Raw genomic sequence first — 15,430 nt, 5'->3', positions numbered from 1 at the left:
GATCCCTGCTCCGAAAAGCGAATCGACCGCAATCCAATAAAACGAACAAGCCGAATAGGAACCAAGCCGCGACAAGACGCGACCCAGCCCGAACCGGGAAGTGGTGTTTCGAAAGGATTGGCTACCGCGGGACCGTCCGCGCACATGCGTGTCCGGTGCTCCCTGCCAGGCAGCTCGAAGAACACTAGACCTCGGGCAAGGCCGAGTCAAGCGCCGGTTCCGCCTCGGTGGCGCTCTCTTCGGCCACCTCTTCCTCCACCTCCGCCTCCGCCTCCGCCTCCGCCTCCGCCGCCGGCAGGTGGAAGGCCAGGACGGCGACGTCGTCGTCGTGCTCGGAGGTCACGCCCATCGCCCGCAGGAGGCGGGCGCAGATCACCTCCGGGGCCCCGACCGCGCCGGTGAGGGTGCGGGCGAGGAGGTCGAGGCCCTCGTCGATGTCCTCGTCGCGGCGTTCGACCAGGCCGTCCGTATAGAGGACGCCGGTGGTCCCGGGCAGCAGGCGCAGGGTGTGCGAGACGTGGAGGCCGTCGCCGGTACCGAGCGGCGGGCCGTTCTGCTCCTCGCTGCGCAGGACCGTCCCGTCGGGGCAGCGCAGCAGTATGGGGAGGTGCCCGGCGGAGGCGTAGGAGAGGGTGCGGCGCTGCGGATCCCAGACGGCGTACGTGCAGGTGGCGATCTGGTTGGCGTCGATCTCCATGGCGAGGCCGTCGAGCAGGCGCATCACCTCGTGCGGGGGCAGGTCGAGCCGGGCGTAGGCGCGGACGGCGGTGCGCAGCTGGCCCATGACGGCGGCGGCGCGCAGGCCGCGCCCCATCACGTCGCCGATGACCAGGGCGGTTCGGCCGCCGTCGATGGCGATGACGTCGTACCAGTCGCCGCCGACGGCGGCCTCGGCGCCGCCGGGCTGGTAGGTGGCGGCGACCCTCAGGTCGGCCGGCTGGTCCAGCTTCTGCGGGAGGAGGCTGCGCTGGAGGGTGACGGCGGCCTCGCGCTGGCGGCGTTCGGCTTCGCGGAGCCGGGCGGCGGCGAGGACCTGGTCGGTGACCTCGGCGGCGAAGATCAGGACGCCGGCGGGCGGTCCCTCGGTGGAGGTGTCCCCGGTGTCGCCGGTGTCCCCGGTGTCGCCGGGGCCGAGCGGGACGCAGGAGACGTTGTAGTAGCGGTTGCCGGTGAGGCCCAGGATGCAGCGGGCCTTGACGCTGCGCGGACGGCCGCCGCGGATGACCTGGTCCATCAGGGCCAGGACGCCCATGGTGCCGAGTTCGGGGAGGGCTTCTCCGGCGGGCAGGCCGGTGGTGCGGTCTCCGAAGAGTTCGCGGTAGGCGCGGTTCGCGTAGCCGAGCTGGTGGAGCGGGCCGTAGGTGACGGCCACCGGGGCGGGGATCCGGTTGAGGACCTCGCGCAGGTTCTGGGGTTTGTGCAGGTCGAGGAGTTCGGCGGCGGTGGCCAGGTTGGTGGGGTCGCGGGGGCCTGGGACGACGACGCCGTCGGCGGAGGGCGCGCCCTCGTCGGTGCCGGCCCCGGTTGGCGGGGCGGCACGCCAAGGGACTCCGGTGAGCCGGGCGCTCCAGCGCATGAGGTTCAAACGACGGCCGCTTCCTCGATTTCCAGGCATATCATCACTTTTTGTGTGCGCATCAGCACACGGGGTAATGACTAGGTTGGGCTGATCCTGTCAGGCAAGGGCCCGATTCCGGAAGTCGCCCGCCCGGCGTGGCCGCCCGTTCCGCCCCGGCGCGGGGCACCGGGGCGCTCACCGCGGGGCGTCCGGACCGCCGTCGGGCCGCGGCCCGGACCCGGCCTCGAACTCCGGACGCGGATGCTCCGCCGCCCCCAGCGATACCACCTCCCGGGAGAACAGCCCGCCCAGCACCCAGTCCATCAGCACCCGCACCCGGCGCTCCGCGCTCGGCAGGCGCCGCAGGTGCCGGGCCCGGTGCAGCCACCAGGCCCGCCGCCCGGTGATCCGGCGGCCGCGCCGGGTGTGGGCGACGGCCCGGCGCAGGCCCAGTGAGGTCGAGCAGGCGGCGTGGCCCGGCCGGTACTCGGCGAGGCCCGGGGCGTGCGGTCCGGCGTCCAGGGCGACCACGATGTTCCGGGCGAGCAGCTCGGCCTGGGCGAAGGCGTGCTGGGCGTTGGGCGCGCAGGGCGCCCCGTCCGCGTCGGGGTCCGGTACGGCGGCGCAGTCCCCGGCCGCCCAGACGCCGGGCAGCGCGCGCCCGTCCGGGCCGACGGCTTGCAGGGTGGCGAGGCAGCGGACCCGGCCGAGGGTGTCCAGCGGCAGGTCGGTGTCACGCAGCAGCGGGGCCGGCCGCACCCCGGCCGTCCAGACCAGGGTGCGGGCACCGAAGCGGCTGCCGTCGGACAGGGCGACGACCCGGTCCGCGGCGGATGCCAGGGTGGTGCGCAACCGGATGTCGACGCCGCGTTCGCGGAGCTGGCCGAGGGTGTGCTCGGCCAGCTCCGGCGACTCCTCGGCCAGGATCCGGTCGGTGGCCTCGACCAGGACCCAGCGCAGGTCCTCGGGGCGGACGTTGTGGTAGCCGCGCACCGCGGTCCGGGCCATGTCCTCCAGTTCGGCGAGCGCGCCGACGCCCGCGTACCCGGCGCCGACGAAGACGAAGGTGAGCGCGGCCTGGCGCAGGGCCGGGTCGCGGGTGGCGGAGGCGAGGTCGAGCTGTTCCAGGACGTGGTTGCGCAGGCCCACGGCCTCGCCGACGGTGGAGAAGCCGCGGCCGTGTTCGGCCAGACCGGGCACCGGCGCCGTCCGGGAGACCGAGCCGGGCGCCACCACCAGGACGTCGTAGGGGAGTTCGATCGGCGCGGCGGCCTCTCCGGGGCCCGCGGCGTCGGCGAAGGCGCGGCGGGCGGCGTGTTCGATCCGGGTGATCCGGGCGGTCAGCACCCGGCAGTCCGGCAGGGCCCGGCGGAGCGGGACGACCACGTGCCGGGGGTCGATCGAGCCAGCCGCGACCTCGGCCAGCAGCGGGTGGTAGGTGAAGTAGGCCTGGGGCTCGACGACGGTGATCTCGACCTCGCCGCGTCGCAGCCGTTCCCGCAGGCCGCGCTGGAGGTGCAGCGCGGTGGCCATCCCGGCGCAGCCTCCGCCGGCGATCAGGATTCTGATGGTGCACCTCCTGCCGATTGGCGCTTCCTCCCGGCCCCGCGGCCGGGGGTGTCCCCCCTCGCGCCCCCCTATGAAGGACCGGCAGGGGCGGTCTTGTCCACAGTCCGTACCGCGCCGGATGTGACGGAAGTCGACGGGTGGGGCCAGTTGTGCTGCCCGGGCGACTTTCTGACGGACTTTCGGCCGCGAACGGGCGTGAACTATGGTCGGATTGTGTGCCGGAGCGGTTACCGCCATGACAATCGGCGGCGACGCACCGTGGAGCGGCCACTACGGCCAGTTCCAGCGTTGGCTCGAGAACCCGACTGCGGGACAGTCATCCGGGGAAGGGTAGTTCCCGGACAAGGCCCCGGACGGTGCCGACGCGCCGAGCCGGACGCGAGCCGGCCCGGAGGCACGAACCGTGGTCACAAAACGGGACGGGCGGCAACGAGCGATGGGTCATCAGGTCATTTCTGACGGGCTGAGCTGCACCGGGGGGTGCAGGGGCGGGCGACGACAGGGTCCGGGTTCGGGCGCCTGCGGGGGAGAGTTGGGATGATGGAGCAGGAGCAGGTGTTGGGGCGAACGGGAACACCGCACGCCGGCCAGGGCATGGTGCCGGAACAGCGCGGCCCGGTGGACCTGCCACCGGAGGTCGGGGCCGCCTATCCGGGCGTCCCCTACCGGGTGGAGCCACCACCGGCCACCGTGCACGTCCCCGGGGCCCGACTACGGGTGGACGCCCGGCGGAATCTGGAGAGCGTGCTGCGGGCCGCCCGCGAGGTGTTCGGCGAGTTCGGCTACGGCGCGCCGATGGAGGAGGTCGCGCGCCGGGCCGGGGTCGGCGTCGGGACGGTCTACCGGCGCTTCCCGAGCAAGGAGGTGCTGGTCCAGCGGATCGCCGCCGAGGAGGTGGCCTGGCTGACCGCGCAGGCGCGGGAGTCGCTGTACGGCGGCGGCGGGGCCTGGGAGTCGCTGGCCGGCTACCTGGCCCGGGCGGTCAGCACCGGCGCCGGGCGGCTGCTGCCGCCGGAGGCGTTCCGGTACGCGGAGGAGCTGGGCCGGGTGCCCGAGCAGCGGGTGCCCGAACCGGCCGCCGTCCGGTTCGACCTGCGCGGCGAGGACGCGCAGAACGGTGCGGCCGTCGAGCCGTCGGCGGCCGACGCCGATCCCCGGCTGCTGCTGCAACTGCTGGCCGCCCTGGTCGCCCGGGCCGGCGCGGCCGGCGAACTGCGGCCGGGCGTCACGGTGTCGGACGTCGTGCTGGTGCTGACCGCCTCGGTGCCGGTGCACGCGGCCCGCACCGCGCCGACCACGGCCGGCTTCTCGGCCGGGGTGCAGCAGGCGGAGGGGCAGCCGACCGCGGGCCCCTCGGACCGGCTGCTGGAGATCCTGCTGGACGGCCTGCGGGCACGCTGACGCGCCACCACGGGCGCGGCCCCCGCAGGTGGCGGGGACGGGAGTTGGACGGGAGACCGGCGCGCGGACCAGTCACGCGCGCCGGGTGCGGGCGGTACGCAACCACCCGCCCTGTGCTGGCCGAACACATCCGCGACGGCTCCTCGGAAGAGTGGGTCCCGGCCGGTCCGGCTACCGCCCCTCTCTGCGCTATGCCATCCTTTGCCCGTGGTTGGAGCCAATGTCCCGATGCGCGCCCTTCGCGCGCCCTCGGCGCCGTACAGCGCGGAGCCGTGCGCCCACGCGCTCCCGCGCGCCCTGCCACACTGCGGGGGCTGTCGTGGAATCTGGGGTCCGTTGTGAGCGCCGAGGAACAGAACGACTACGGGTACGGCCTCGACTTCGGCCCGTCCGGAGGCTTGACCGGGGGACTGGCCGACGGCTCGTCCGGCAGTACGTCCAGTACGTCCAGTACGTCCAGTACGTCCGAAGGCCCCGCCACGGCCTCCGGCGGCCCGGCCCAAGTACCCGGCGCCGCACCGGGTTCGGCCACCGGCCCGACCGCCGGACACGTGCCCGACCAGGCGGGCATGCCCAGCCGCGAGTCCCTCTCCGCCTCCGCCGCCGCGCTGCCACCCGGACGGGTGCCCGGCCAGGCCCCGGCCGGCCGGGGCGGCGTCGCCCCCGAGGCGTTCGTCGGCGCCGGCCGCCCCGCCCGCCCCACCGTGCCCGCCCCCGCCGACCCGGTCGACGGCGAGCGCCCGGCCTCCGACGCCGAGTTGACCGCCCGGGTCCGGGCCGGCGACGACACCGCGTACGAGGAGATCTACCGCCGGCACGCCGACTCGGTGCGCCGCTACGCCCGCACCTGCTGCCGGGACAGCTTCACCGCGGAAGACCTCGCCGGCGAGGTCTTCGCCCGCACCCTGCAAGCCCTGAGGGCGGGCAAGGGCCCGGAGTTCGCCGTCCGCGCCTACCTGCTGACCGCCGTCCGCAACGTCGCCGCCGCCTGGACCCGCAGCGAGCGGCGCGAGCAACTCGTCGACGACTTCAGCGTGTTCGCCCAGACCTCGGCCGCCGTCGTCGACCTCGACCTGGCCGACCCCGGCGCCGATGCCTGGGCGATGGCCATGGCCGACCAGCGCATGGTCATGCAGGCCTACGCCGAACTGCCCGAGGACGACCGGGTGGTGCTCTGGCACACCGAGGTCGAGCGGGAGTCCCCGAAGACCGTCGCCGTGATGCTCGGCAAGACCGCCAACGCCACCGCCGTCCAGGCCCACCGGGCCCGCGACCGGCTCGCCGCCGCCTTCCTCCAGGCGCACGTCTCCGGCAGCCAGGACCGCACCTGCGAGGCGTACGCCAACCGGCTCGGCGCGTACGCGCGCGGATCGCTGCGCAAGCGGGCCTCGGCGGAGGTCGGACGGCACCTCCAGGGGTGCGACCGCTGCACGGCCGCCTGCCTCGAACTCACCGAGATCAACACCGGCCTGCGCGCGCTGCTGCCCGGCGGCGTGCTCGTCTGGATCGGGGTCGGCGGGTTCGGCGCCGCCGCAGCGGCCGTCGGCGGGGTCGCCGCGGTCGGCGGTGCGGCTGCGGGCACCGCGGCGGCCACCTCCGGAACCGCGGGAGCCTCTTCGGGTGCGGGTGCAGCGGGTGCGGGCGCCGGTGCGGCCTCCGGCGGAGGCGGGGCCGGAGCCGGCGCCGCGGCCGGCGAGGGCCTGGGCACCGCTGCCAAGGCCGGGATCGCCGCCGCCGTCGCGGTGGCCGCAGCCGCCGTCGCCGCGTACGCGCTCACCGGCTCGCCCGAACCCAAGCCCCCCACGGCCGCGCCCCCCGCCGCCGTCGCCCCCGCCACCCCCCGGCCGCAGGCCCCCGCACCCGGGCCGCCCGCGCCCGCCGACCCGGCGCCCAGCAGCACCGCGGCCGCCCCGGCACCGTCCGAGCCGAGCCCGAGCCCGAGCGCGACGCCGGTCACCCGGTCGACGCCCGCCCCGGCAGCCGCCCAGACCACGACGAAGGCCGCGTCGCCGGTCACGCCGAGCTCGACGACGCCCAAGCGGACCCCCACGCCGCCGCCGGCCCCGGACGTCCCCGCCGTGCCGACGCCCAGCGTGCCGCCGCTGCCCACGCCCGAGCCGCCGGTCGTCCCCGTCGTGCCCACGCCCACCGTGCCGCCGCTGCCCACCCCGACGGTCACCCCGCCCTCGCCGCCCGCGCCCACCGACTTCTGGGCCGACTCACTGCCCGTGGTCAAGCCCGGCAACAACCGGGTGCCGCCGCCCGGCCCCAGCATCCGGCAGAAGGGCAGCGACTGGTTCTGGCAGCACGACAGCGCCTGGATCGGCGGCGAACGCCACGGGCACGCCATCACCGTGCACGCCCCGGCGACCACCCTGATCGACCTCAACCGCAGTTGCACGTCCTTCGACGCGGTCGCCGGAGTCGACGACGCCACGCTCTCGCCGGGCGGCGTGGTCTTCTCCGTCCAGGGCGGCGACGGCGGCACCCTGTGGCGCTCCCTCCCGCTCGCCGCGGGGGACGACGCGGTACCGGTGCACGTACCGCTGGCCGGGCAGAAGTCGATCCGGCTGGTGGTCACCCCGGTGCACGGGATCTGGTCGGCGCTCAACGTGGCGGACTGGGCCGAGGCCCGCTTCAGGTGTTCCTGAAACGGGCCCCGGCGGGGGCTGCGTGGGGTGGGACCCACACGGGGTGGGGCTTGTGCGGGGGTGGGCCTGTGCGGGGTCAGATCGCGCAGGAGCCGTCCGCGCAGGCCTCCCCCGCCGGGGCGACCTGCACCGGCGCCGGGCGGGTCTCGCCGATCTCGGCGGCGACCTGCTCCAGCACCTTGCGGAAGGTCTCGGCGTCCTGGCCGCCCTGCACCGCCCACTTGCCCTCGAACACGAAGGTCGGCACGGCGGTGATGCCCAGCTCCCGGGCCTCGGCCAGCTGCGCGCTCACCTCGGTGGCGCCCTCGTCGCCCGCCAGGTAGGCGGTCACCCGCGCCCGGTCCAGGCCGGCTGCCACGGCGACGTCGGTCAGCGCGGCGCGGTCGCCGACGTCGACACCGTCGGTGAAGTGCGCCTTCAGCAGCTCCTCCTTCAGCCGCCCCTGGACGGCCGCGCCGTACTCGGTCTCGGCGAGGTGCAGCAGGCGGTGGCCCAGGAAGGTGTTGGCGTGCAGCGCGGCGTCGAAGTCGTACGTGATGCCCTCGGCGCGGCCCAGCTCGGCCACCCGCGCGTCCATCGCCACCGACTGCGGGCCGTAGCGCTCGGCCAGCCACGCGCGGTGCGGGCTCGCCGTCGCCGGCGCGTCCGGGACCAGCTGGTACGGCCGGTAGACCACCTCGACGCCCTCCTTGCCGGCGAAGCCCTCCAGGGCCTGCTCGAAGCGGCGCTTACCGATGTAGCACCACGGGCAGGCGATGTCGGACCAGATCTCGACCTTCATGAGGGGACTCCAGGGGTGGGGCGGGGACGGGTATCGGGATAGGTGAACGATGAACCATCTCGGTACATTCCCGGCACCCCGGTCAGCTTCCCTGGTCAGCGACGCCCTGACCCGGGCTGGTCAGCGCCCCGACCCCGCCCCGGATCAGCCTTCCGCGGGCGCCGGGACCACCAGCACCGGGCACGCCGCGTGGTGCACCGCCGCCGAACTCACCGAGCCCAGTAGCAACCGCGCGAACCCCCCGTTCCCCCGCGTGCCGAGCACCAGCGTGTGCTGCCGGGTCGAGGCCTCCAGCAGCACCTCGATCACGTTGCCCAGCACCACGTGCAGCGACATCTCCCCCGCGTACGGCCGGGAACGCTGCCCCTGCACGGCCACCACCGCCCGGCGCAGCCCGTCCGCCATGCTCTCCACCAGCGTCTCGACGCTCTCCTGCACCAGCTCCGCCATCCCCGGCGGGTAGCCGGCCGGCGCCGGGTTCACCACGGCCAGCACGTACAGCGGTAGCCCGAACGACTCCGCCTCGGTCATCGCCCGGTCCAGCGCCCACAGCGACCCGTCCGACCCGTCGCAGGCCGCCAGTACCCCCGGCGGGCGCCCCGTCGGCGGCCGCCCCGACACCGACAGCACGACGGGAACGGACTGCTCCGGGCTCACGCTGGCCACCACGGCTCTCCTCACCGACGGACTCGTTGCCCGCCATCATCACCTGCCCCGGCTCCCGGACCCCGCCGCCCGGCCGGGCGCGGCGCCCGGAGGGGGTCAGGAGGGACGGACGGGGCCGAGGGCCGGGGGTTGGGCCAGGGGAAGGCCGGTCCAGCAGGCTCCGTGGCGGCGGGCGCGGATGCGGCGGAGCCAGAGTTCGGTGGAGACCAGGTCAGCGAGGCCCGCCAGGGCGGCCGGGGAGAGGGGGGTGGCGGGGTCGGCGAGGCCGGCGCGGACGGCGGGGAGGTCGATGAGGCCGGCTTCGGCGAGGAGGGGGGCGTCGAAGAGTTCGGCGAGGCCGTCGGCGGCGAGGCGCAGGCCGGCCCGGGCGGGGGCGGTGCGGTCGGGGCGGGGGCCGCGGCCCCAGTCGGGGGGCAGGTCGGTGCGGCCGGCGCCGGTGAGGACGGCGTGCAGGAGGGCGTGCCGGGCTCCGGGTTGGAGGCGGACATCGTCGGGGAGCAGGCGGGCGGCGCGGACCACCTGGTTGTCGAGGAACGGCGCGTGCAGCCGCTGGCCGGGCTGTTCGGCGGCGTGGACGAGGGTGCGGTAGGAGCGCGCGTGACGGTAGAGGGCGTGCCGGGCACGGTGTGCGCCCGGGCGTTCGTCGGGCGCCGGTCTGCGCGCTGCCAGTCGCAGCCGGAGGGCGACGGAGGAGAGCGCCTCGTCGGAGAGCCAGCGGGCGGCCGGGCCGGGGACGCACCAGGCGAGGTCGCCGGCCGAACGGTCGCCCGCCGTACGGCCGCCGCCCGGGAGGTGGCGGGCCGTCAACTTGGCGGCGGCGTCGTCCAGCGCCTCGGCGTAGCGGACCCGGGAGAGCCGGTGGGCGGCCCGGACCACGGTGAGCGGGGTGCGCAGCGCACCGGCCAGGACGCCGACGACGGCCCGGTCGGCACCGGCCAGCGCGGCGACCGGGGGCAGCAGTTCGCGCGGGCGGCCGGCCCGGATGAGGTCGGCGAGCCGGGCCGGGTGGCCGTCGAGGACCTGGCGGGCACCGTAGCCGGTGAGGTGGTCGGTGCCGCCGGCGTCGAAGCGGGCCTCGGCACGGGCGGCGGCGACGAGTTCGGGCCCGGGCTCGTCGGTGAGCCGGCCGGGCGGTGCGTCGGCGTGCAGTCCGGCGTACGGGAGGGTGTCGGGGCCGGGGTGGAGCACGGTGTGCCGCAGCCGGGGGGTGTCGGGGGCGAGCGCGAGGGTGGTGGGGGGTTCGGTCTCGCCGAGCGTGACGGCGGCCAACTGTTCCGGGGTGGAGGGTTCTTGGGCGGCGACGCGGGCCCAGGAGCCCTTGACCGCGCCGTTCCTGGCCCCGGCGCCGACGGCCGGCAGGCGCTCCGGGCCCGTGCTCGCGGGCACCGGCGGCAGCGGCACGGCGGCGGCGAGCAGGGCGACGGTGGCGGAGGCGGTGCCGTAGGAGAGGTCGACGCCGAGCCGGGCGCGGCCGGCCGGGCCCCGCGCGGTGGCGGGCGCGGTGGTGCGGACCCGGGAGCGGACGGACTCCAGCAGTGCGCGGGTGAGTTCGCGGACGGCGGGCGCCTCGTCGCGCGGCTGCTCCCGGACGGCGGGGTCGTCGTAGGCGGAGAGGTAGGGGTGGCCACTGCGGATGGCGAGCACGTGGCCGGGCGGCACCCGCTGGACGCCCAGGTACGGGGTGCCGGCGCCGAGGGCCTCGGGCGATTCGGGGCAGGCGAGCCGGGCGGCGAGGTGGCCGGTGTCCAGCGGGGCGCCGACCAGGTCGGCGAGCGGGAGGGCGGCGGTGGCGTACGCGGTGCCGCCGGCCCAGGGGGTGTGGAAGACCGGCTGGGCGCCGGCCAGGTCGGTGAGCAGCAGGGTGGAGCGGGTGCCGGTGCGCAGGACGGCGGTGTAGCTGCCGGGCCAGGCGGTGAGGTGGCGGACGGCGCCGCCGCGGGCGGCGGCGAGGCCGGCTGCGAGTTCCGCGTCGGTGGCGCCGCAGTGGCCGAGGACGGCGAGGCGCAGGGTGGCGGGGGTGTCCTCGACGGGGTCGGGGGCGGTGGGGCCGGTGGTGACCGCGGCGGGGGCGCCGGGGCGGAGGGTGGCGAGGCGGATCTCCTCGGGGCGCCAGTCCCCGACGGCCCAGAGCGGGTTGGGTCCGGTCCACAGGGGGCGCGCGGCGATCGGTGCGACCGTACCGAGTGCCTCGTGCGCTGGTGCGCCCGCCCGGGGCGTGCCCGTGCTCCAGCCCGTCAGCCACCGCATCGCGCCTCCACCGGACGAGGACCTGCACCCGTACGGCGCTTCCGCCGCCGGGCGGCTCCTCGCCGGTCCGCGGTGTGCCGTGGCGGCCGCCCCGGGTACCGGCGCGCCGTCAGGAGACATCGTGCCACCGGTTGGCGCTCCCGTGGCCCGTGTTGCCGGTTCCGGTTCCGCCGGTGGTCCCGGTGCGGGGCGGTTCCGGGCCCGGCGGCGATCCCGTTGCGGGCAACGGGTGTTGACGTGTTCGCGTGGTCCGCGGGGCGGGCCGGGCCTTCCCCTCCCCGGCCCGGACCGCCCCCCGCGCCGCCTTTGGCATGGGCATCGCGAGATGGCCGAAAGGCGTCGCCCAGCCCGGGAGGGCATCCGCATGCCCTCCCGGACTCAGCCGCCGCCCGCGGGGATTGAGGCGGCGGCGTCCCCCGGCCCGCCGGGTCCTCGACGGCGGGCCGACCCACGACCACCAGCGAATCGCCGACCAGCCGGTCGAGCCAGGGGGCACGGCCGGGCGCACGTGAACACAGGACCGGAGCACGACGCTCCGGCGCGCGGCACCCCCGGCCCGATCCGAGTGGTCCGGACCAACCCCGGCGAGGAGCCGGCGCCGCACCGCCGGGTGCACGATCCCGCCATCCGGAATGCGGCCTCTTAACCGTCGGAACGCGTCCGACTACTCTAGGTACAGCAGCTACGGCCCGGTGCCGCCCGGGCCCCGAGCACAAGGCCGCAGGAGGTGCCGCCGCCACCATGACCGTCAGCCCACGAGGACCGAACGAACGGCTCGGCACGCTCCTGACCCTCGCCCAGATCAGCAACGCCGGACTGGCCCGCCGGGTCAACGACCTGGGCGCCCAGCGCGGGCTGACCCTGCGGTACGACAAGACCTCGGTGGCCCGCTGGGTCAGCAAGGGCATGGTCCCGCAGGGTCCCGTCCCGCACCTGATCGCCACCGCGATCGGCGGCAAGCTCGGCCGCCCGGTGCCGCTGGAGGAGATCGGCCTCGGCGACACCGACCCGGCCCCCGAACTCGGCCTGGCCTTCCCGCGCGACGTCGCCGAGGCGGTCCGCTCCGCCACCGACCTGTGGCGGGTCGACCTCGACCTGCGCCGCGGCCCCGGCGGCGGCCGCTGGAGCGACAGCCTGGCCGGCACCTTCTCGGTCGCCGCCTACGCGACGCCGGTGTCCCGCTGGCTGATCACCCCGGCGGACGGTTCGGTCGCCCGGGAGGCACCGCGTGCGCCCAGTGAGGCGTCCTCCTACCGGGTCGGCCACTCGGACGCCGCCAAGCTCCGCGAGGCCGCCCAGGAGGCCCGCCGCTGGGACTCCAAGTACGGCGGCGGGGACTGGCGCTCGTCGATGGTGCCGGAGTGCCTGCGGGTGGAGGCGGCCCCGCTGCTGCTGGCCTCGTACAGCGACACCGTCGGCCGGGCGCTGTTCGGCGCGACCGCCGAACTGACCAGGCTGGCCGGGTGGATGGCCTTCGACACCGGGCAGCACGAGGCCGCCCAGCGCTACTACATCCAGGCCCTGCGGCTCGCCCGGGCCGCCGCCGACGTGCCGCTCGGCGGCTACGTGCTCGCCTCGATGAGCCTCCAGGCCGGCTACCGGGGCTTCGCCGAGGAGGCGGTGGACCTCGCCCAGGCCGCCCTGGAGCGCAACCGGGGCCTGGCCACCGCCCGGACGATGAGCTTCTTCCACCTGGTGGAGGCCCGGGCCCAGGCCAAGGCCCGCAACGCGGCGGCGTGCGCGACGGCGCTCGGCGCGGCGGAGAGCGCACTCGAACGGGCCCGCGCCGGGGATCCCGATCCGGCGTGGATCGACTTCTACGCCTACGACCGGCTCGCCGCCGACGCCGCCGAGTGCTTCCGCGACCTCGGAGTGCCCTCCAAGGTCCGCCAGTTCACCCGCGAGGCACTGGCCAAGCCCACCGAGGGCTTCGTCCGCTCGCACGGACTGCGACTGGTGGTCTCGGCGATGGCCGAGGCCGAGGCCGGCAACCTGGACGCCGCGGTCGCCGCCGGCGAGCGCGCCGTCGAGGTGGCCGGCCGGATCTCCTCCCAGCGCAGCCGGGAGTACGTGGTGGAGATGCTGCGCCGCCTGGAGCCCTTCCAGGGCGAGCGCCGTGTCCGGGAGCTGACCGAACGGGCCCGCGCGGTCCTGGTCGCCCCGGCGTGACCGGGGGCGTGCCCGGCGGCAGTTGAGGTGCACCGGCGAGAGGGGCCCGGGCGCCCAGGTACGGCACCGCCACCTGGGCCCGGGCGCCCTCGACCGGTCCCGCCCGGCGTGGCAGCATCGGCGGCGGGGGAGCCGGGCGGACTGCGAGGAGCGGGCGGTGGCGTACGACTTCGACGTGCTGGTGGTGGGCGGCGGGATCGTCGGCCTCGCCACCGCGTACGCGCTGACCCGGGCCCGGCCGGGGCTGCGGCTCGCGGTGCTGGAGAAGGAGCCCGGCTTCGCCGCCCACCAGACCGGGCGCAACAGCGGGGTGATCCACAGCGGCGTCTACTACCGGCCGGGCTCGTACAAGGCCCGGTACGCGGTGGCGGGCGCCGCCGAGCTGGTGGCGTTCTGCCGCGAGCAGGGCGTCCCGCACGAGGTCACCGGCAAGCTGATCGTGGCCACCGGCACGGAGGAACTGCCCCGGCTGGCGGCGCTGGCCGAGCGCGGGCGGGCGAACGGCATCCCCGTCACCGAGGTGGACCGGGCCGGGATCGCCCGGTACGAGCCGCAGGTCACCGGGGTGGCGGGGCTGCACGTCGGCACGACCGGCGTCTGCGACTTCCCGGCCGTCGCCACCGCCTACGCCCGGCTGGCCCGGGAGGCGGGTGCGGAGCTCCGGCTCGGCTGCGAGCTGCGGGCGGTGGCCCGGCGGGCGGACGGCGTGACGGTGCAGACCTCCACCGGGGAGCTGCGCTGCCAGGTGCTGGTGAACTGCGCCGGGCTGCACAGCGACCGGATCGCCCGGCTGGCCGGGGACGAGCCCGGGGTGCGGATCGTGCCATTCCGCGGCGAGTACTACGAACTGGCCGAGGGGCGACGGGACTTGGTGCGCGGCCTGGTCTACCCGGTGCCCGACCCGGCCTTCCCGTTCCTCGGCGTGCACCTCACCCGGGGCATCCACGGGGACGTGCACGTCGGCCCGAACGCGGTGCCCGCGCTGGCCCGCGAGGGCTACGACTGGCGCACCGTGCGCCCGCGCGACCTGGCCGGGACACTGGCCTTCCCCGGCGCCTGGCGGATCGCCCGGCGGCACTGGCGCCAGGAGGTGGGCGAGTTGCACCGCTCGCTGTCGAAGCGGGCGTTCACCGCCGCCGTGCGGCGGCTGCTGCCCGCCGTCGCCCCCGAGGACCTGGTGCCGGCCTGCGCCGGGGTCCGGGCCCAGGCCGTGGCCCGGGACGGCTCGCTGCTGGACGACTTCGCCTTCGCCGGTTTCGACCCGGCCGACCCGCGCTCCCCGCGCCGCGCGGTGCACGTGCTGAACGCCCCCTCCCCCGCCGCCACGGCCTCGCTGCCGATCGGCCGCGAGGTGGCCCGCCGGGCGCTGGCGGCACTGGAGGCCGGCGGATGAGCCCGGTCACAGCACCTTCGGGAGGGGCCCGGGGGCCCCGTAGACTCGGGGAACTGTGACTGCCACCGCCCCGATCCCCCAGCCCTCGCCGTCCGCCCGGTTGTCCGCCGCACCGGCCGGCTACCCCGCGCCGATGTACCCGCACAAGGCCACCGAGGCCCAGCACCGCGAGCGGCGCATCCGCAGCTTCCAGCCGCGCCGGGGCCGGATGACCAACGCCCAGGCGGGCGCCCTGGACCGGGGCTGGGAGGCGTACGGCATACCGATCGACGGCAGCCCGCTCGACCTGCGGGAGCTGTTCGGCGAGCTGCCGGTCACCCTGGAGATCGGCTTCGGCATGGGCGAGACCACGGCCGCCATGGCCGCCGCCGACCCGGCCATGGGCATCCTCGCCGCCGACGTCCACACCCCCGGCCACGGCAACCTGCTCGGCCTGCTGGAGCGCGACCGCTCGCGGAACGTGCGGCCGGCCGCCGGCGACGCCGTGATCCTGCTGCGCGACATGCTGGCGGACGCCTCGCTGGCCGGCCTGCGGGTCTACTTCGCCGACCCGTGGCCCAAGCCCAAGCACCACAAGCGCCGGCTGGTCCAGCCGTCCTTCCTGGAACTCGTGCTGCCCCGGCTCGCCCCCGGCGCCCTGGTGCACTGCGCGACCGACTGGGAGCCGTACGCGGAGCAGATGCTGGCCGTGCTGTCCGCCTCGCCGGAGCTGGAGAACCTGCACCCCGAGGGTGACGGCAGCGGCTGGCTGGAGCCCGCGGACCACCCGGACGGCAGCATCCCCGGCTACGCGCCGAGGCCGGACTGGCGCCCGGTCACCAAGTTCGAACGGGCCGGGCTGGCCAAGGGGCACGTCGTCCACGACCTGCTGTTCCGCCGCCGCTGAGCCGCCGTCGGCCGTTCGAACAGGCCACCGCGCGATGACCGGGGGGCCGTTCCCCGGACGGACGGTTCGTCCCGAGTCCTCCCGGCGGGCGGGTGCGGTGGCCTACCCT

The 15,430-nt window shown here is 76.3% G+C and carries 9 protein-coding genes and 1 pseudogene; 5 read left to right on the top strand and 5 right to left on the bottom strand.

The genetic code is table 11. The features are described 5' to 3' along the window. Window positions 1–220 precede the first annotated feature (220 nt). Window positions 221–1,585, bottom strand: a pseudogene (locus tag ACIO9K_RS06845) (PP2C family protein-serine/threonine phosphatase); the annotation flags it as partial. A 168-nt stretch (window positions 1,586–1,753) separates the two neighbouring features. Beyond that, window positions 1,754–3,091, bottom strand: coding sequence for an NAD(P)/FAD-dependent oxidoreductase (locus tag ACIO9K_RS06840; RefSeq protein WP_400327489.1), 1,338 nt, complete (start codon window positions 3,089–3,091; stop codon window positions 1,754–1,756). Between the two features lie 573 nt (window positions 3,092–3,664). Here ACIO9K_RS06840 and ACIO9K_RS06835 point away from each other — a divergent pair. Next, window positions 3,665–4,528 carry a helix-turn-helix domain-containing protein gene (locus ACIO9K_RS06835; protein ID WP_363621295.1) on the top strand — a complete coding sequence of 288 codons (864 nt, stop codon included), beginning with the start codon at window positions 3,665–3,667 and terminating at the stop codon, window positions 4,526–4,528. 338 nt (window positions 4,529–4,866) lie between these two features. Then, on the top strand, window positions 4,867–7,179 hold the full coding sequence (locus ACIO9K_RS06830) for a sigma-70 family RNA polymerase sigma factor (protein ID WP_400327487.1): 2,313 nt from the start codon (window positions 4,867–4,869) through the stop codon (window positions 7,177–7,179). Window positions 7,180–7,255: 76 nt separating this feature from the next. On the opposite strand, the gene ACIO9K_RS06825 is transcribed toward ACIO9K_RS06830, so the two are convergent. The 3 genes from ACIO9K_RS06825 to ACIO9K_RS06815 form a co-directional block, all read right to left on the bottom strand. After that, window positions 7,256–7,960 carry a DsbA family oxidoreductase gene (locus ACIO9K_RS06825; protein WP_363581317.1) on the bottom strand — a complete coding sequence of 235 codons (705 nt, stop codon included), beginning with the start codon at window positions 7,958–7,960 and terminating at the stop codon, window positions 7,256–7,258. Between the two features lie 144 nt (window positions 7,961–8,104). Further along, the gene (locus ACIO9K_RS06820; protein ID WP_363581319.1) at window positions 8,105–8,626 is read right to left on the bottom strand and encodes a universal stress protein; all 522 of its coding nucleotides are present in this window, start codon (window positions 8,624–8,626) and stop codon (window positions 8,105–8,107) included. Window positions 8,627–8,722: 96 nt separating this feature from the next. After that, complete coding sequence (locus tag ACIO9K_RS06815) at window positions 8,723–10,873, bottom strand: asparagine synthase-related protein (protein ID WP_400327484.1); 2,151 nt, start codon at window positions 10,871–10,873, stop codon at window positions 8,723–8,725. 741 nt (window positions 10,874–11,614) lie between these two features. Here ACIO9K_RS06815 and ACIO9K_RS06810 point away from each other — a divergent pair. From ACIO9K_RS06810 to trmB, 3 genes are all read left to right on the top strand, one after another. Further along, window positions 11,615–13,042 carry a hypothetical protein gene (locus tag ACIO9K_RS06810; RefSeq protein ID WP_063348294.1) on the top strand — a complete coding sequence of 476 codons (1,428 nt, stop codon included), beginning with the start codon at window positions 11,615–11,617 and terminating at the stop codon, window positions 13,040–13,042. 157 nt (window positions 13,043–13,199) lie between these two features. Continuing rightward, window positions 13,200–14,435, top strand: a complete 1,236-nt coding sequence (gene lhgO, locus ACIO9K_RS06805; protein ID WP_400327481.1) for an L-2-hydroxyglutarate oxidase — start codon at window positions 13,200–13,202, stop codon at window positions 14,433–14,435. A gap of 55 nt (window positions 14,436–14,490) precedes the next feature. After that, the gene (gene trmB / locus ACIO9K_RS06800; RefSeq protein ID WP_400327479.1) at window positions 14,491–15,321 is read left to right on the top strand and encodes a tRNA (guanosine(46)-N7)-methyltransferase TrmB; all 831 of its coding nucleotides are present in this window, start codon (window positions 14,491–14,493) and stop codon (window positions 15,319–15,321) included. Window positions 15,322–15,430 lie beyond the last annotated feature (109 nt).

Origin of the sequence: Kitasatospora sp. NPDC087271, assembly GCF_044744605.1 — a bacterium.
GTDB lineage: Bacteria > Actinomycetota > Actinomycetes > Streptomycetales > Streptomycetaceae > Kitasatospora.
This window is presented reverse-complemented; position numbering and strand designations above follow the sequence as displayed.